General features: G+C 69.3%; 16 protein-coding genes. 8 read left to right on the plus strand and 8 right to left on the minus strand.

Annotation, left to right across the window (positions count from 1 at the left end):
* The first annotated feature begins 147 nt into the window (after positions 1–147).
* On the plus strand, positions 148–2010 hold the full coding sequence (pknB, locus tag IMZ11_RS30865; RefSeq protein WP_228645949.1) for a Stk1 family PASTA domain-containing Ser/Thr kinase: 1863 nt from the start codon (positions 148–150) through the stop codon (positions 2008–2010).
* Between the two features lie 83 nt (positions 2011–2093).
* Here pknB and IMZ11_RS30870 read toward each other — a convergent pair whose 3' ends face one another.
* On the minus strand, positions 2094–2714 hold the full coding sequence (locus tag IMZ11_RS30870; RefSeq protein WP_228645950.1) for a TetR/AcrR family transcriptional regulator: 621 nt from the start codon (positions 2712–2714) through the stop codon (positions 2094–2096).
* 134 nt (positions 2715–2848) lie between these two features.
* Between IMZ11_RS30870 and IMZ11_RS30875 the strand changes: the two genes are divergently transcribed.
* Positions 2849–3724: an SDR family oxidoreductase gene (locus tag IMZ11_RS30875; RefSeq protein ID WP_228645951.1), complete on the plus strand. Its 876-nt coding sequence runs from the start codon at positions 2849–2851 to the stop codon at positions 3722–3724.
* Between the two features lie 410 nt (positions 3725–4134).
* Here the strand turns inward: IMZ11_RS30875 and IMZ11_RS30880 are convergent, their stop codons facing one another.
* The gene (locus IMZ11_RS30880; RefSeq protein WP_228645952.1) at positions 4135–4722 is read right to left on the minus strand and encodes an aminodeoxychorismate/anthranilate synthase component II; all 588 of its coding nucleotides are present in this window, start codon (positions 4720–4722) and stop codon (positions 4135–4137) included.
* A gap of 47 nt (positions 4723–4769) precedes the next feature.
* Between IMZ11_RS30880 and IMZ11_RS30885 the strand changes: the two genes are divergently transcribed.
* A complete protein-coding gene (locus IMZ11_RS30885; protein ID WP_228645953.1) occupies positions 4770–5015 on the plus strand; it encodes a cell division protein CrgA in 246 nt (81 codons plus the stop codon).
* 45 nt (positions 5016–5060) lie between these two features.
* Here the strand turns inward: IMZ11_RS30885 and IMZ11_RS30890 are convergent, their stop codons facing one another.
* Both IMZ11_RS30890 and IMZ11_RS30895 read right to left on the minus strand, forming a co-directional pair.
* On the minus strand, positions 5061–5915 hold the full coding sequence (locus IMZ11_RS30890; protein WP_228645954.1) for a rhomboid family intramembrane serine protease: 855 nt from the start codon (positions 5913–5915) through the stop codon (positions 5061–5063).
* 51 nt (positions 5916–5966) lie between these two features.
* A complete protein-coding gene (locus IMZ11_RS30895) occupies positions 5967–6497 on the minus strand; it encodes a peptidylprolyl isomerase (RefSeq protein ID WP_228645955.1) in 531 nt (176 codons plus the stop codon).
* A 177-nt stretch (positions 6498–6674) separates the two neighbouring features.
* On the opposite strand from IMZ11_RS30895, the gene IMZ11_RS30900 reads away from it, so the two are divergent.
* The gene (locus tag IMZ11_RS30900) at positions 6675–7208 is read left to right on the plus strand and encodes a hypothetical protein (RefSeq protein WP_228645956.1); all 534 of its coding nucleotides are present in this window, start codon (positions 6675–6677) and stop codon (positions 7206–7208) included.
* A 110-nt stretch (positions 7209–7318) separates the two neighbouring features.
* Here IMZ11_RS30900 and IMZ11_RS30905 read toward each other — a convergent pair whose 3' ends face one another.
* The 3 genes from IMZ11_RS30905 to IMZ11_RS30915 form a co-directional block, all read right to left on the minus strand.
* Positions 7319–9574, minus strand: coding sequence for an ATP-binding domain-containing protein (locus IMZ11_RS30905; RefSeq protein WP_228645957.1), 2256 nt, complete (start codon positions 9572–9574; stop codon positions 7319–7321).
* Between the two features lie 474 nt (positions 9575–10048).
* Complete coding sequence (locus IMZ11_RS30910) at positions 10049–10705, minus strand: response regulator transcription factor (RefSeq protein ID WP_061255959.1); 657 nt, start codon at positions 10703–10705, stop codon at positions 10049–10051.
* 5 nt (positions 10706–10710) lie between these two features.
* Entirely contained in the window at positions 10711–11745 is a 1035-nt protein-coding gene (locus IMZ11_RS30915; protein ID WP_228645958.1) for a sensor histidine kinase, read from the minus strand.
* 315 nt (positions 11746–12060) lie between these two features.
* Here IMZ11_RS30915 and IMZ11_RS30920 point away from each other — a divergent pair, with 315 nt between their 5' ends.
* The 3 genes from IMZ11_RS30920 (at position 12061) to IMZ11_RS30930 (ending at position 14549) form a co-directional block, all read left to right on the plus strand.
* Entirely contained in the window at positions 12061–12336 is a 276-nt protein-coding gene (locus IMZ11_RS30920; RefSeq protein WP_061255961.1) for a hypothetical protein, read from the plus strand.
* A 58-nt stretch (positions 12337–12394) separates the two neighbouring features.
* Complete coding sequence (locus IMZ11_RS30925; RefSeq protein WP_228645959.1) at positions 12395–12865, plus strand: CBS domain-containing protein; 471 nt, start codon at positions 12395–12397, stop codon at positions 12863–12865.
* 397 nt (positions 12866–13262) lie between these two features.
* Complete coding sequence (locus IMZ11_RS30930) at positions 13263–14549, plus strand: SLC13 family permease (RefSeq protein ID WP_228645960.1); 1287 nt, start codon at positions 13263–13265, stop codon at positions 14547–14549.
* Positions 14550–14681: 132 nt separating this feature from the next.
* On the opposite strand, the gene IMZ11_RS30935 is transcribed toward IMZ11_RS30930, so the two are convergent.
* Positions 14682–15290, minus strand: coding sequence for a TetR/AcrR family transcriptional regulator (locus IMZ11_RS30935; protein WP_228645961.1), 609 nt, complete (start codon positions 15288–15290; stop codon positions 14682–14684).
* Positions 15291–15460: 170 nt separating this feature from the next.
* Between IMZ11_RS30935 and IMZ11_RS30940 the strand changes: the two genes are divergently transcribed.
* Complete coding sequence (locus IMZ11_RS30940; protein ID WP_228645998.1) at positions 15461–16975, plus strand: MDR family MFS transporter; 1515 nt, start codon at positions 15461–15463, stop codon at positions 16973–16975.
* Positions 16976–17020 lie beyond the last annotated feature (45 nt).

Raw genomic sequence — 17020 nt, forward strand, 5'->3', positions numbered from 1 at the left:
CCCCCACCCCGACGCCAAGTGACACTCAACCTCCCACAGCCTCCCCAACACCCGCTAACTCGTCCAATACGGAGACGTGATGCGAAAAGGGGTCGATGATGGACACCGGCGGCACCCCAAGATGAACGGCAAGGGACAGTGCAGGAAATGACTCAGCCTCGGCTTCTCGGTGGTCGCTATGAACTCGACGGTGTCGTCGGGCGTGGCGGCATGGCCGAGGTGTATCGCGCCCGGGACATCCGGCTGGACCGTGTTGTCGCGATCAAGACGCTCCGCTCGGACCTTGCCCGGGACCACACCTTCCAGGCGAGGTTCCGCAGGGAGGCGCAGTCGGCGGCGTCACTGAACCATCCGTCGATCATCGCCGTGTACGACACCGGCGAAGACATGATGGACAACACGCCCGTGCCGTACATCGTGATGGAGTTCGTGGACGGGCGGACCCTCCGTGACCTGCTCCGTGCCGACCGGCGGCTGCTGCCCGAGCGGGCGATGGAGCTGGTCGACGGCATCCTGAGGGCGCTCGACTACAGCCACCGTGGCGGCATCGTCCACCGGGACATCAAGCCGGCGAACATCATGCTGACGCTCAGCGGCGAGGTCAAGGTCATGGACTTCGGCATCGCCCGTGCGATGGCCGACTCCGCGGCCACCATGACCCAGACGGCCCAGGTCATCGGCACCGCGCAGTACCTGTCGCCCGAGCAGGCCCGCGGGGAGCGGGTGGACGCCCGCAGCGACATCTACTCGACCGGTTGCGTGCTGTACGAACTGCTGACCGGCCAGCCGCCCTTCACCGGCGACTCTCCGGTCGCCATCGCGTACCAGCACGTGCGCGAGGACCCGATCCCCCCGTCGGGCATCGACCCCGAGATCCCCCAGTGGGCCGACGCGATCGTGCTCAAGGCCATGGCCAAGGACCCGGTCAACCGCTACCAGAGCGCGACCGAGATGCGCGCCGACATCCAGCGCGTCATGTCCGGCATGCCGGTCGACCCGCAGACGATGGCGATGGCCACCAACCACGGCTCGTACGGCCCGGCCGACCGCACCCGCACCATGACCAGCGCGGGCGGCCAGATGGCCGCCCAGGGCACCCGGGCGATCCCGCAGTACGACTACGGCCCCGAGGAGCGCGACGGCGGCGGTGGCCGGTACGACGGCCGCAGGCGCAGCGGAGGCGGGAACACCGCGCTGAAGACCGCGGCGTGGATCCTGATCCCGCTTCTGGTCATCGGCGGTTTCATCGGCGTGGGGTACGCCTTCCTGACCGGCGACACGGGCAACGCCGCGACCATCAAGGTGCCCGTCGTGAAGGGCCAGACCAAGCCGGCGGCCGAGAAGGCCCTGACGGACGCGGGCCTCAAATTCACCGAGAAAGAGGAGTTCAGCCCCGACATCGAGAAGGGGGTGGTGATCGGCACCGACCCCGCCGGGGACACGGCGGTGGAGCCGGGGTCCACGGTCACCCTCACGCTGTCCAAGGGTCCCGAGCTGATCGCGGTGCCGAACGTCGTCGGCAAGACGCCCGACGAGGCCAAGGCCGAGTTGACGGCGCTGGGCTTCAAGGTCTCCCGGGTCGACGTGGTCTCCACCCAGCCGCAGGGCAAGGTCTTCGACACCAAGCCCAAGGCGGGCAAGGAGGTCGCGAAGGAGAGCGCGGTTCGGATCTACGTGCCCAAGGAGGCCATCGAGGTCCCGAGCGTGCTCGGCCTCACCGCGGAGGACGCCAAGTCCACGCTGGAAGGCGCCGGCTTCAAGGTCAAGCTCTCACAGCAGCCGAGCGACGTGGTTCCGGCAGGAAACGTGATCGCGCAGACGCCGGACGCCGGAGCCAAGCTCCAGTCCGGTACGACGATCACGCTGACCGTCTCCAGCGGGCCCAACCAGCAGCAGCCGACCGATCAGCCGAGTGACCAGATCACCGAGCCGCCGGTGGACGACGGCAGCGACGGCGGCGATGACGGCGGCATCCTCCCCGACCAGGGCGACAACCCGTTCGGCAACTGACGCATCGCCGGAACCGGCACAGATCGCGAAAGAGGCCCGCTCCTCCCGAGCGGGCCTTTTTCTGTGCCCGCGGGCCCGCCGGGTCAGGCGTGGGGGCGTAGCCCGTTGAGCGCGGTCTCGACGACGGCGTCGGCATAGCCGGAGGTGAGGGGACCGCTGCGCTGGAGCCAGCGGTTCAGCAGTGGCCCCCACAGCAGGTCGATCGCCACGTCGAGGTCGACGGCCTCGGACAGCTGCCCGGCCCGTTGCGCGGCGCGCAGCCGCTGCTTCTTGAGTTCCTTCATCGGCCCGTCCAGCCGCTCGGCATAGACGGCGGCGAGCGCCGGGTCGTGCAGGATCTCGGTGTTCAGCGCGCGCATCGGCTCGTCGAAGCGGGGATCGTTCAGCTCCTCCACGGTGGCGCGCAGCACCGTCTTCAGGTCGGCCTCCAGGTCACCGGTGTCGGGCAGCGCCGGGGCCTGGTCTCCGGTGAACATGAGGAAGGCGTCGAACAGCACGGCGCCCTTGGAGGGCCACCAGCGGTAGATGGTCTGCTTGCCGACGCCCGCGCGGGCGGCGATGCCCTCGATGCTCAGCTTGGCGTAGCCGACCTCCCCGACCAGCTCGAACGCCGCCGTGACGATGGCCCTCCGCGACGCCTCGTTCCTGCGTGTGGCGTCCGGTGTGCCCCTGCGGGCGGAGGAGTCCTTGGGCTGCGCTGTCATGGGCGCAGACTATCAATTCTGAGACGAGACGGTCCGTCTTGACTTTGACCCCACGACCGGGCAGGGTGGTGCTCATTGACGAGACGATCCGTCTTGTCTCGTCAATGTCCGGTCGCCTGAATGGAGTTCCGCCGATGACCACCGCCGATACCGCCACCACTGCCACTGCCGCCGGCCGCGTCTGGTTCGTGACCGGGGCCAGCCGTGGCTTGGGCCACGCGTTCGCCCGGGCCGCCCTGGAGCGCGGTGACCGGGTGGTCGCGGCCGCTCGCAGTACGACATCGCTTGATGAACTCGCCGCCGAGCACGAGGGCCGGGTGCTGGCCCTCCCCCTGGACGTCACCGACCGCGCCGCGGTGTTCGCCGCCGTCACCAGGGCCGTCGAGCACTTCGGGGGACTCGATGTCGTGGTGAACAACGCGGGGATCCTGTCATCCGGCATGATCGAGGAGTTCACCGAGGCCGAAGCCCGGGCTCAGATGGAGGTCAACTTCTTCGGAGCCCTGTGGGTGGGCCAGGCGGTCCTGCCGTACCTGCGGGCGCGACGGTCCGGGCACATCGTCCAGATCTCCAGCATCGCCGCGCTCGGAGGATTTCCGTCCACCGGCATGTATAGCGCGAGCAAGTTCGCCCTTGAGGGGCTGAGCGAGGCCCTGGCGATGGAGGCCGCGCCGTTCGGCGTCAAGGTGAGCATCGTCCAGCCCGGCGGCTACTGGACCGACCTGTACACGAGCATGACCTCGACCACTCCGAACGACGCGTACGCGCCGCTGCGGGCCGAGCTGGAGAAGCAGTGGGCGGAAGGATCGGTGGACAGCGAGCCGCGCCTGGCCGCGGAGGCGGTGATGAGGCTGGTCGACAGCGACGATCCACCGCTGCGGCTGCTGCTCGGGAGCATGGTCTACGACCTGGCCTTCGACATCTCCCGGCGGCGGATGGACACCTGGGCCCGCTGGGAGCAGGTCAGTCGCGCCGCCGAGAAGGCCGTCCCCGCTCCCACCACCGGATGAACGGGGCAGCGGCCGCCTCCGGTTTCCGCCAGCCTTGGGCGGGACGGCGGGCAGTGGCTGTCATGGCCCGACCGGACGTGGGAACAGCTTCCGCCAGCCTTGGGCGGGACAGCGGGCAATGGCTGTCATGGCCCGACCGGACGTGGGAACAGCTTCCGCCAGCCTTGGGCGGGACGGCGGGCAGTGGCTGTCATGGCCCGACCGGACGTGGGAACAGCTTCCGCCAGCCTTGGGCGGGACAGCGGGCAATGGCTGTCATGGCCCGACCGGACGTGGGAACAGCTTCCGCCAGCCTTGGGCGGGACAGCGGGCAATGGCTGCCATTGCCCGACCGACATGGGAAGGGCTTCCGCCACTCGGGGGCAATGGCGGAAGCCCTCATTCTTTAGTCGTCGCGGGGGAGGGAAGCGTTACACGATCTGGGCGAGCCAATTGCCGAGTAGCCGGTGGCCGTGTTCGGAGAGGATCGACTCGGGGTGGAACTGCACGCCTTCGATGGGGGCGTCACGGTGGCGCAGGCCCATGACGACGCCTTCGGGGGTGGTGGCGGTGACCTCCAGCGCGTCCGGCACGCGGGTGACGGCGAGCGAGTGGTAGCGGGTCATGGTGACGGGTGAGGGGATGCCGGTGAAGACTCCCTTGCCGTCGTGGATGATCAGGCTGGTACGGCCGTGCATGAGTTCGGGGGCGCGTGCGACGGTGCCGCCGTAGGCGACGGCGATGGCCTGGTGGCCGAGGCAGACGCCGAGCAGGGGAATTTTACGTTCGGCGCAGTGGTGGATCATGGGGATGCTGACTCCTGCGGCTTCGGGGGTGCCGGGGCCGGGGGAGACGAGCACGCCGTCGTATGGGTCGGCGTCGTCGACGGTGACGTGGTCGCGGGGGTGGACGTCGCAGGCGGCTCCGAGCTCGCGCAGGTACTGCACGATGGTGTGGACGAAGCTGTCGTGGTTGTCCACCACGAGGACACGGGCCGGGAATCGCGGTCGGTCGACCATGCAGACTATCCTTACTCGGAACTGCGCCCACTAACGAGGGAACTGCCGTGCCGAAGTCCAAGCTCCGTAAGAAGGCCGTCTACACGCCGCCGCAGAAGGCGCAGACGCTGAAGGTCAGCCCCCGGTGGCTCGCTCCGCTCATGGTGGTGGCCTGGATCCTGGGGATCGCCTGGATCGCGGTGTACTACATCGCGCCGACCGCGCCGGGTCTGGGTGCCCTGGGCAACTGGAACCTGCTGATCGGTTTCGGGCTGATCATCTTCGGCGTGGTCCTGTCGACGCGCTGGCGCTGACGAAGTTGTTGTCCACAGGGTTATCCACACCTGTGGACATTCGGATCATTGGACCGCGATCGCACCGTACGGTGGCAGGGTCAGCAGGATGACGGCCATGACCGCGAGCACGGCGACGACGGCGGCCAGCTGGACGGCGTTCCGGGATTTGCGCGGGGCGTAGACGAAGGCGGCGGCGATCGCCGTGCCGGTCACCAGGCCGCCGAGGTGGCCCTGCCAGCTGATCCCGGGGACGACGAAGGTCAGGACGATGTTGATCCCGATCAGCCAGAGCACGCCGCGGGCGTCGAAGCCGAGCTTCCTGGACACGACGAAGAGCGCGCCGAACATGCCGTAGATCGCGCCTGAGGCTCCGTATGCCCACAGGCCGAACAGGTAGACGGCGATGGAGCCGCCGAGTGCGGACAGCAGGTAGAGCGCGGCGAATCTGAGTGATCCGAGGCGGCGTTCGAGTTCGGGGCCGATGGCGTACAGCGCCCACATGTTGAACAGGATGTGCCAGAAGGACGGCGGCGGGGCGTGCAGGAACGCGCCGGTGAGCAGTCGCCACCATTCGCCGTAGAAGACGTAGACGGACGAGGTCGCGAACGTGTTGATGATCTCGTCGGCTCTGGTCAGCTCGGCGAGGTAGGCGAGCACGTTGATGATCAGCAGGGTCCAGGTCACGCGTGGTTTGGTGACGGCGGCCCCGCCGAACATCGCCTGGGCGGGGCGGACGCTCCGGTTGCCCTCCTGGACGCATTCGACGCACTGGTGGCCGACGGCGGCGTCGCGCATGCAGTCAGGGCAGATGGAGCGCTCGCAGCGCTGGCATCGTACATATGTCTCGCGCTCGGGGTGCCGGTAGCAGGTCGGCGCGGCTTCGGCCCCCGGGTGCGTCGGCGGCGGCTGGGAGGTCATGGAGTCCTTCCGAAGGGCGTGTCCACGGCCTCCTAGCCTATAAGCCGTTTTTCACGAACGCTCGATGGTGACTTCCTCGATCACCACGTCGTCGACGGGACGGTTCATCCGCCCGGTCGGGGTCTTGGCGATGGCGTCGACGACCTCGCTGCCCTCGATGACCTCACCGAAGATGGTGTGGCCCTGGTTGAGGTGGGGCTGCGGGGAGACCGTGATGAAGAACTGGGAGCCGTTGGTGCCCTTGCCGAAGCGCTTGCCGGCGTTGGCCATGGCGAGCAGGTAGGGACGGTTGAAGTTGTTCTCCGTGTGGATCTCGTCGTCGAAGTCGTAGCCGGGGCCGCCGATGCCCTGGCCGAGCGGGTCGCCACCCTGGATCATGAAGCCGCTGATGACGCGGTGGAAGATCGTGCCGTCGTACAGCTTGTCGGTGCTCTTCTGGCCGGTCTCGGGGTGGGTCCACTCCCGGGTGCCTTCGGCCAGTTCGACGAAGTTCCGCACGGTCTTGGGCGCCTGGTTCGGCCAGAGCTTGATCCGGATGGTGCCGTGATTGGTGCGAAGGTTCGCGATGAGGTTGTCAGCCACGAGGGCCGCCCCCTTTTCATGCAGGTTTCGGTTGTCCGTTGAACTTCGGTGAACAGCGTAGCGAGCCCTCCTGCGGCGCCCGGTCATGATTGAGCCGCTTTGACACGGGAAGAGGGTCGTCACGGGGCCCCAACACCGGGGAGGTTTGTCGTGTCCCTGACACTCAGAAGACGCCGCGTGGAAGTTCCGATTCCGCGGACGCGGCTGGGCCGTATGAAGGCCCAGGTGAGCCCGATGGTCAACAAGGTGACCCCGATCGCGGGCAAGGTGAGCCCGATGGTCGGGAAGGTGAGCCCGATGGTCGGCAACGCTCGGGACGTCACCGCCATGCGCATCACGGATGCCCGTGTGTGGGCGGCGCCCAAGCTGGACCAGGCCGCTCACTCGGTTGAGGAGCAGCTCGCGCCGATGGTGAGCTCGTTTCTCGCGGGCGCGGCCAGGCGGGTGGAGCCGACGCCTGTGGCCAGGACCCGGCGGCGCTGGCCGATACTGATGCTGTTCGCCGGCCTGGCCATCGGAGCGATCGGCGCGGTGATGTACCGCAACAGGTCCGAGCAGTGGGCCGAGAGCATGAAGGAGACCGCGTCGGAGACCACCAGGTGGGCCGGCGAGAAGGCCGAGCACGCCGGCACCAGGGCTGCCGAGAAGGCCAAGCAGGCCGGTTCCAAGACTGGCGACAAGGCCGACGAGATCGCGGGCAAGATCCAGTAGTGCGTACGGCCGGCGCTTCGGCGCCGGCCGCGGCACCTGCGGGCCGACGCCTCCGGGCGGGCGGCCCGTTCTCGTCCGCGCCGCCGTTCGCCCTGTGGCCTTCCGCGCTGTCACCCCTCGTGTGCCAGCCGCTCCAGCATCGTGGGGAGGCCGCCGTCGTGCAGCACGGTCAGCCGCCGGGTGGCCCGGGTGATGGCGACGTACAGGTCCTGGCCGCCCATGGGCGACTGGGCGAGGATCTCCTCGGGGGCGACGACCACCACCGCGTCGAACTCCAGCCCCTTGCACTGGTTCACGGTGAGCACGGCGACCGCCGACTCCAACGGGTCGGCTTCCTGCGGGAAGAGCGCGGCCGTCTCCGCGTGGCGCGCGTCGGGGGTGAGCACCGCGAGCGTGCCCTCTCCGATCGCTTCCAGTTCCTCCGCCACCAGGGCGCTCAGGTCCGTCCCCTGGTACGGCACGGCGCGGGGCCGCGCCTCACCGTCGCGTACGGACTCGGGGGGTTCCTGCTCCGGAGCGACCGCCTTCAGCACGTCGGCGGCGACATCCATGATCTCCACCGGGGTGCGGTAGTTCACCATCAGCCGCTCCTCACGCCAGCGGTCCTTGACGTACGGGTCGAGCATCTCGCCCCATGAGCGGGCGCCGGCCGCGGACCCGGTCTGCGCGATGTCACCGACGACGGTGAGGGAGCGCGCCGGGATGCGGCGCATGATGACGCGCCAGGCCATCGCGGAGAGCTCCTGCGCCTCGTCCACGATCACATGCCCGTACGCCCAGGAGCGGTCGGCCGCCGCCCGCTGCGCCGTAGTGACGGCCCGGCCGGTGTCGTGGTGCCGCTCGGCGAGCGCGGTGGCCTCCATCATCCCCGTGAGGTCGGCGATCTCCAGCACGCCTCTGGCGTAGGTCTCCTCGTTCTCACGTTCCTCCTCGGCGGCCCGCTCTCGCGCCCTGGCTTCGGCGTCGTCCTGGCCGAGGAGTTCGGCGGCCTCGTCGAGCAGGGGGACGTCCCCGACCGTCCAGGGTGCGCCCGCCCGGCGGAGCAGCAGGGAGCGCTCCTCGTCGCCGAGCAGCCCGGCCGTCGCTACGCGCAGCCGGGCGGGATCCGAGAGCAGCTCGCCGACCAGCCGTTCGGGCGTGAGGTACGGCCACAGTTCCTCCAGTGCCGCGCGCACCGACGCCTGCTGCCACAGGGCCTCGCGCGCGTAGCGCAGGTCCTCCTCGTCGTACGGCCGGTCGAGGCTCCTGGCCTCGTCCACGGCGAGGCCCATGAGCACCTTGTTGACGAACACCCGCCGGGCGAGGTTGTGCGGCCTGCCGAGCGCGCGTGCCCGGTCACGGGCGCGCAGGCAGGAGCCGTGGTCCAGGCGAAGCGCCATCCGCTCGACGACCACCTCGACGCCGCCGCGGATCGAGGTGCGCACGTCGATCAGCACCTCCAGGTCACCGTCCGGAACCCGCTGGCGGTCGCGTACGGCGGCCTCGATCACATCCGCCATCCGCAGGTCGCCCTTGAGGACTGCCACGGCGGGTGCGTCGTCCGCGGTCGCGTGCACGCCCGCGTGGAGTTCGCCGACGCTGGACAGGACCACCTCTGTCTCGCCGAGCGCGGGCAGGACCTGGCCGATGTAGCGGCTGAACATCGCGTTCGGGCCGACCACGAGCACGCCCCGGCGTTCCAGCGTGGCGCGGTGCGCGTACAGGAGGTAGGCCGCCCGGTGGAGCGCGGCGACGGTCTTGCCGGTGCCGGGCCCTCCCTGGACCACGAGCGCCCCTGGCAGGCCGGACCGGATCACGCGGTCCTGCTCTGTCTGGATGGTGGCCACGATGTCGCCCATCCGGCCGGTGCGGCCGCGCCGGAGCGTCGCCATCAGGGCGGCCTCGCCGACCAGGTTCCTCCGGTCGCTCTCGTCCATCCGGTCCAGGTCGAAGACCTCGTCGTCCAGTCCGGTGACCGTACGGCCGCGCGTGTGGATGTGCCTGCGGCGGACGAGGGACGCCGGATCGCCGGGAGTCGCGACGTAGAAGGGCCGGGCGACGGGGGCCCTCCAGTCGATCAGGACCGAGTCGTGCTCGTCGTCGCGCAGCCCGATCCTGCCGATGTAGTAGGTCTCGCCGCCGGCGTCGTCGATCCGCCCGAAGCAAAGACCACGCTCGACCCCGGAGAGCTGGGCGACCCTGCGGGCGTGCTCGTCCGCGGAGACCTCCCGCTCGATGGCGGCCTGGCGGGTGCCGCCTCCACCACGGGCGAACGCCGTGCTCAGCGCCGCTTCGGTGCGTTCCCGTGCGGTGTCGAGCCGGTCGTAGAGCATGGAGACGTAGGACTGTTCTTCCCTGAGAGCTTGCGCGGGTTGACGGCTCATCATGGCTTTGCTAGAATCCTATCGTTGGGTTCTTTGTCGGCCCACTTCTACAGAGGGTTGAGAATATCAGTTCTCCCCTCGCGTTGTCGTGCATCGCCACCGTTCCCGCTCGCCATTCGTTCGTCGGTGCCGCCCGGAAGAGCTGGAACCCGTGCTCGCGCGGCCGTCAGGCCGCCCGCATCACCTCGCCGACCAGCTCGAACAGGGTGCGTGACGACGGGCCCGGCGGCGCTCGCCGGGCGCAGGAGGACGGCGCAGGAGAACCCGGCCGCCGCCGCGAGGTCGGTACGGCCGAGCCGAGCCACCCTCGACGCCTACGGCGTTCCCTTTCGTTCCCTTCAAGGATGGCTAACCGGATTCGCGGCACATGAAGGCGATCACGAAAGATTTCCGGACACGCCCGATTTCAGAGACACACCCGCTTCAGTGCCCGACCAGCTTTCCGGGCCCGGTCGGCTTTCCGGGCCCGGTCGGCTTTCAGGGCTCGACCAGCCCGGCGCGGATGGCGTACTTGGTCAGTTCCAGCCGGTCACGCATGCCGAGTTTCTGCAGGATGTTCGCGCGGTGCCGGTCGACGGTCTTGACGCTGATGACCAGGGTCTCGGCGATCTCCTTGGAGGAGTTCCCCTCGGCTATCAGCTTGACGATCTCCTCCTCTCGCGGCGTGAGGATGCTGTCCGGAATCGCCTCGCCCTGCCGGCTGCGCTGCAGGTAGTCCCGGATGAGCGCGGTGACCGCCCCCGGGTAGAGGAACGGCTCTCCCCGTACGGCCGCCCGGCACGCTTCGAGGAGGTCGCGGTCGGCGACCGACTTGAGCACGTAGCCGGACGCCCCCGCCTTGAGCGACTCGAAGAGGTACTGCTCGTTGTCGTACATCGACAGGATCAGGATGCGGATGCCGGGCGCGCGCCGGGATATCTCGCGTGCCGCCTGGATGCCCGTCATGCGGGGCATCGCGATGTCCAGGATCGCCAGGTCGACCTCCTCCTCGGAGGCACGCTCGACCGCCTCCGCGCCGTCGGCCGCCTCGGCGACGACCATGAGGTCCGGCTCCGCGTCGATGATCAGCCGGAGGCCCTGGCGGACCAGTGCGTGATCGTCCGCCAGCAGGATCCGTGTCGTGGGCGAGTCCACCGGGTTCAACTCCGTTCCGCCGTCGGTTTCCCCGCGAGGGGGATGACGAGCCGTATCTCCGTGCCACCGCCGGGAGGCGAGGTGACGGTAAGGGACGCGCCGACGAGAAGTGCCCGCTCGCGCATGCCCCGGATGCCCGCGCCCTCCTGGAGCACCCCGCCACGGCCATTGTCCGCGACGCGCAGCACCACGGTGCCGGGCTCGGCCGTCAGCGACAGCTCCACCTGGGTGGCCTGGGAGTGCCGGGTCACGTTCGTCAGGCTCTCCTGCGTGATCCGGTAGATGACGAGCTCGACGTCTCCGCTCAGAGCGGGCAGGTCCGGGTCCGTCCTCCGGATCACCGACAGCTTGCTGACCTGGGCGACGTCCGTCGCCAGCGCGCTGAGGGCACTGAGCAGCCCCAGATCCTCCAGAACGCCTGGGCGCAGCCTGCGGGCGATCTGGCGTACCTCGTCCAGGCTGGAGCGGACCGTCTCCTGGACCGCGTGCAGGTCGTCGCGCAGGTCCTCGGGGGCGCGGTCGATCGCCCGCTTGAGGCCGAGCAGCACCACGGTGAGGGTCTGCCCGATCTCGTCGTGCAACTCCCTGGCGATACGGCCGCGCTCGGCCTCCTGGGCGGCCAGCGCGTGCGCGCTGCTGGTGCTGTGCTCGGCCTCCAGCCGGTCGAGCATGGCGTTGAAGGTATCGACCAGATGGGTCAGGTCGCCGTTGCCGCGGAGCGCGAGGCGGTCACCGCTGGACCGCAGCAGGTCCACCCGCTGCATGAGCGTCGCGAGCGCGCCGAGCGGCGCGAGGCTCGCCCGCAGCAGCAGCGCGTTGGCGCCCAGGATCAGCGCGAGCCCGACCGTCAGGACCGGCACCTCTTTCAGGAGGACGGGAGAGGATACGGTGGCGGGGGAGAGCGCGAGGATCAGCGTGCCCGCGGTGAAGACGAGGCCGTTGATCATGAAGAGCCGCCAGAACAGCGTGCGCGGGGCCCTCCACCGCGCGCGGGCCGCCCGCGGCCGCCCGTCCGCCTGCCGGTCGGCGAGATTGCTCATATCACCACCGTGGTCGTAGCGAGGAGTGTTTGTCCATCGGGCGCGATGCTCATTCGCGCGCGTGGCCGCACCGTCCCACCTGCCGTTCCTACATGCCGCCCCCCTCCCGAGATGGGTGTTGGACCCGATGGTGCCCGGGGACCCCGCGCGACGAGACTTGAGGCGGCGGGAGTCCGGGCTCTCGACGCCACGCGTCCAGGCTCCGGGAGCCCCGGCTCCTGACGTCCGGGCTCCGATCACCAGGGAGGAAGAGGTCATGCCCTTATCCGCGCGCTGAGGTCACCACCACGGACGAGGAACGGAGACACATCGGACATGGACATCGCCCGCACCACCGTCCCCGGCGTCGGCGTCCTGCACCACTGCAGCACGCGTGCCGGACAGCGATTCGGCGTGATGGTGGACGAAACCGACCGGCGCTCACTGCTGATCTACGAATCCTCCGACGACCCTGACGTGCCCAGGCAGACCATCGTCCTGGACCACGACGAGGCCGACCAGGTCGCCGACCTCCTGCGTGACCGGTCCGTCTCCGACCGGCTCGCCGTACTCGAACGACGGCTGGCCGAACTCTCCGGAAAGGCGTCATGACCCGCGCGGACACGGACGACCACGACAACGCACCCCAGACGGACGACGGGATGGTGACATGCAGGCGCGCGACATAGCGGTACAACTGCCCACGGTCACCTACGGAGATCCGGTCACCAGAGCGGTTCGGGTGATGACTCTCGGGCGCCTGCCCGGACTCATCGTCGTCGACGGCAGCGGCCGTCCCCGCGTCGTGCTGCCCGGTACGCAGGTGCTGCGGCTGGCCGTCCCCCGGACATACCAGGAGGATCCGGCCCTCGCCCGGACGGTGGACGAGGCCCACGCCGACCTGTTCTGGCAGGAGCTGGGCAACCGCACGGTGGGCGACTGCCTGCCGAGCCAGCTGGTCCGGCCGGTCATCGTGGCCCTGGACGCGACGCTGCTCGAAGTGGCGGCCGTGATGGCGTCCATGCGCAGCCCGTTGGTGGCGGTCGTCGACCGCTCGGGCGTGCTGGCCGGGGCGATCACCCTCGACGGGTTACTCACCGGTCTCGCGGTCTCCGACTCGGTCTCCGACTCGGACAGCTGACCGCGGCACCCTCCCGACCGGTCCCGTGACACCCGCGTGTCGGCCTCTGGTCGCGTCCTCCGGCGGTTCCGCCGCCGGTCTCCGGACGGTTTCACCCGGGCTCCGGTGACGGGGCGGCACCGCCGCCCGCCTCTCGTCGTCTCAGCGCCATCACCCGCCGGGTGGTGACGGCGCCGCCGCACGCCCGCGCACCCCCAGCCCGGTTCCCGCGCGCCGCCGGCCGGCCCCGGTCCGCGGTGTCGCATGCCCGCATATCGTTCGGAGGCCCTCTCGTGCACCTCTTGTCCGCGGTGACGCCGTTCCGGTGCGTCCCGTCACCACGCTTCGCCGTACCGTCCGCGCGCTTCGCCGCCCGAGCCGTGACCGGGGTGCAGGCGGGACCGCCCGGGTGGACCGGATGAGCTCCATCGCCGCGCTCGCCATCTTCGTCGTCGCGTTCTTTCTCATCGCCACGGAGAAGGTCGACAAGGTCAAGGTGGTGCTCGTCGCCGCGGGGGCGATGGCGGTCCTCGGGCTGATCCCGGGGGCCCAGGTCTTCTTCTCCGAGCACGAGGGCATCGACTGGAACGTCATCTTCCTGCTCCTGGGCATGATGATCATCGTCGGGATCATCAAGCAGACGGGGCTGTTCGACTATCTCGCGATCTGGGCGGCCAAGAAGTCACGCGGCCGGCCGTACCGGCTCATGGTGATGCTGATGGTCATCACCGCCATCGCCTCGCCGTTCCTGGACAACGTCACCACGATCATGCTGGTGGCCCCGGTCACCGTCCTGGTGTGCGACCGCCTGCAGATCCCGGCGCAGCCGTACCTGATCGCGGAGGTCCTCGCCTCCAACATCGGCGGCGCCGCCACGCTCATCGGCGACCCGCCCAACATCATCATCGGTAGCCGGGCCGGGCTGACGTTCAACGACTTCCTGATGCACATGACGCCGGTCGTCGTGATCATCTTCGTGGTGTTCGTGCTGTTCTCCGGGGTGCTGTTCCGGAAGTCGTTCCGGTACAACCCGGACCACGTGGCGTCCGTGATGGCGCTCCAGGAGCGGCGTGCCATCACCGACCCGCGCCTTCTGGTGCGCTGCCTGATCGTGCTCGGGCTCGTCATCACGGGATTCGGACTGCACGCCGTCGTGCACATCGAGCCCTCGATCGTCGCCCTGGTCGGCGCCGGACTGATGATCATGGTTGCCCGTCCCGACGTCCCGGAGGTCCTCCGCGAGGTCGAGTGGCCGACCCTGGTGTTCTTCATGGGCCTGTTCGTCATGGTCGCCGGGCTGGTGCACACCGGGGTCATCTCCACCATCGGCACCTGGGCCGTCAACGCGGTGGGCGACAACTACTTCGGAGCGGCGACGTCGTTGCTGTTCGGCTCCGCCGTGCTCGGCGCCTTCTTCGACAACATCCCGTACGTCGCGACCATGACCCCCGTCGTCGAGGGCCTGGTCGCCCAGGCGCCGGACGCGGCCGTGGGCCAGGCGCTGTGGTGGGCCTTCGCCCTGGGCGCCGACTTCGGCGGCAACGGCACGGCGGTGGCCGCGAGCGCCAACGTCGTGGCCGTCGGCATCGCGGCCAGGACCGGTCACAAGATCTCGTTCTGGCAGTTCACGAAGTACGGCATCGTCGTCACGATCCTCAGCACTGTGATGGCCTGGGTCTACGTCTGGCTCCGCTACTTCATGTGAGTCCGCGGGTCTTCGGGTGAGCCCTCGAGGCCGCGCCCTCCACGAACCGGGGTCCCCGTCCCGTCCCGGGACAGGGGCCCCGTCGGCGTGGTGGGGCCGTGCCTCTGATCTCCGGTCGTATTTCCAGCCTTTCTAGTGGAACGGCCGGGCAACCTGCTCGAGGACCTCGTCGGCGATGTCCATGAGTGACCGGGAAGGCGTGTCGTCGGGCCCCTCCTCCTCGATCCACATGTTGGCGGCGACCCGGAGCCCCATCAGGAACGCGGCCGCGAGAACGCGCGGACGCCGTGACGCGCCCGGCTCCTCGCCCTCGCGTACGGCGATGGCCCGCGCGAGCTCCCGCTCGACGCGGACGTGGTTGGCCATCTGCCTGGCCAGCAGAGACGGATGCCGCTTGGCGAGGTGCGTCTGGATGGCCCGCTCGCGGTTGGGCTCTCCGATCTCCGCGTAGAGCGCGCGCGCCGCGTTGAGCAGCGCCTGCCACGACGTCTCCTCCGCCGGCCGCTCGCGGAACGTGGTCACCAGGGACCAGATGCGTCGCTCCTCGCCGTAGAGGAGGGCGTCCTCCTTGCCGGCGAAGTAGTTGGAGAAGGTCCGGCGCGAGATGTTCGCGGCGTCGGCGATGGCCTCGACGGTGACGTTGTCCAGGCCGAACTCCAACGCCAGCCGCATCGCGGCCTCGTGAACGGCCTGTCGTGTCTCGGCCTTCTTGCGCTCGCGCAGGCCCACCGTGGTGTCCATGGTCCGGCAATCCTAGCGTCCGGGAATATATGCCCAGTGAGCAAAGTTGCTCACTGTGCATATATTATGCGATACGCAATCGTCTCGAAAATCCCCCGCTACGGAGGCACCTCTTGAGCGCGCAGTCCGCGTCGCCGCCCGGCCCCGCGCCGATGACCCATCGGCAGATCATGGAAGCACTGAGCGGCCTGCTCCTCGTGCTGTTCGTGGCAATGATCAGTGGCACCGTCGTGTCGGTCGCCCTGCCCCAGATCATCGGCGCTCTCAACGGCACCCAGTCGCAGTACACCTGGGTCGTCACCGCGTCACTGCTCGCGGCGACCGCGTCCACCCCCATCTGGGGCAAGCTGGCCGACCTGTTCAGCAAGAAGCTGCTGCTCCAGGCCTCCATCGTCATCTTCCTGATCGGCTCTCTGGCCTGCGGATTCGCCCAGAACACCGGACAGCTCATCGCCTTCCGCGCCTTCCAGGGGCTCGGCATGGGCGCGCTGCAGATCCTCGTCCAGGTCATCATCGCCGCGATGATCCCGCCCAAGGAGCGCGGCAAGTACAACGGCTACCTGGGCGGCGTCATGGCGGTCGCCACGGTCGGCGGACCCCTGCTCGGCGGCCTGATCGCCGACACCTCGTGGCTGGGCTGGCGGTGGTGCTTCTTCATCGCCGTGCCGTTCACCGTGATCGCGTTCGCCATGCTGCACAAGACGCTGAAGATCGCGACGGTGCGGCGGCCGGACGCCAAGGTCGACTACGTCGGCGCCACCCTGATCGCGGCCGGCGTCAGCGTCCTGCTCATCTGGGTCACGTTCGTCGGCAACTCCTTCGACTGGATCTCCTGGCAGACGGCCGCCATGGTCGGCGGAGCCGTGATCGTCCTGGCCGCGGCGACGTTCGTCGAGTCCCGGGTGAAGGAGCCGGTCGTGCCGCTGCACATCGTGCGCATGCGCACCCCGGCCCTCGCCATCGTGGCCAGCCTCGCCGTGGGCATGGCGATGTTCGGCGGTTCGGTGTTCCTCGGGCAGTACTTCCAGATCGGCCGCGGCTACACCCCCACCGAGGCGGGCCTGCTCACCATCCCGATGATGTTCGGCGTGCTGGTGTCGTCCACGATCTCGGGCCGGCTCATCTCCAGGAGCGGGAAGGTCAAGCCGTACATCGTGGTGGGCTCCGTCATGCTCACCCTCGGCTTCCTGTGCCTGTCCACGATCGACCACGAGACCTCGCTGGTCGTCATCGCCGCCGCCATGGTGCTGGTCGGCGCCGGCGTCGGCATGTCGATGCAGAACCTGGTCCTCGCGATCCAGAACACCGTCCCGCTGCGCGAGCTCGGCGCGGCCAGCGGCGCCGTCACCTTCTTCCGCTCACTCGGCGGCACCATGGGCGTCTCGGTCCTGGGCGCGGTCCTGGCCAACCAGGTCGCCACGAACATCGCCGAAGGGCTGGCCAAGCTCGGCATCAAGCCGTCCGGCTCCCAGGGCGGCAACCTGAACATCGCCGCCCTGCCCGAGCCGGTGAAGACCATCGTGCGCGCGGCGTACGGCGACGCCACCGGCCACATCTTCCTCATCTCCGCGGGGATCTCGGTCATCGGCATCATCGCCGTCCTGTTCCTCCCCTCGATCAGGCTGCGCGAGAGCGTGGACCTGGCCGCACCCGCGAAGGTGGAGGAGCCGGCGCCCGCGCACTGACGTCACGCCCCGCCTTCGCGTTCCACCTCCGCCGTCGCGCCCGGT

It is taken from the genome of Microtetraspora sp. AC03309, from assembly GCF_020826795.1.
GTDB classification, from domain to species: Bacteria; Actinomycetota; Actinomycetes; order Streptosporangiales; family Streptosporangiaceae; genus Microtetraspora; species Microtetraspora glauca.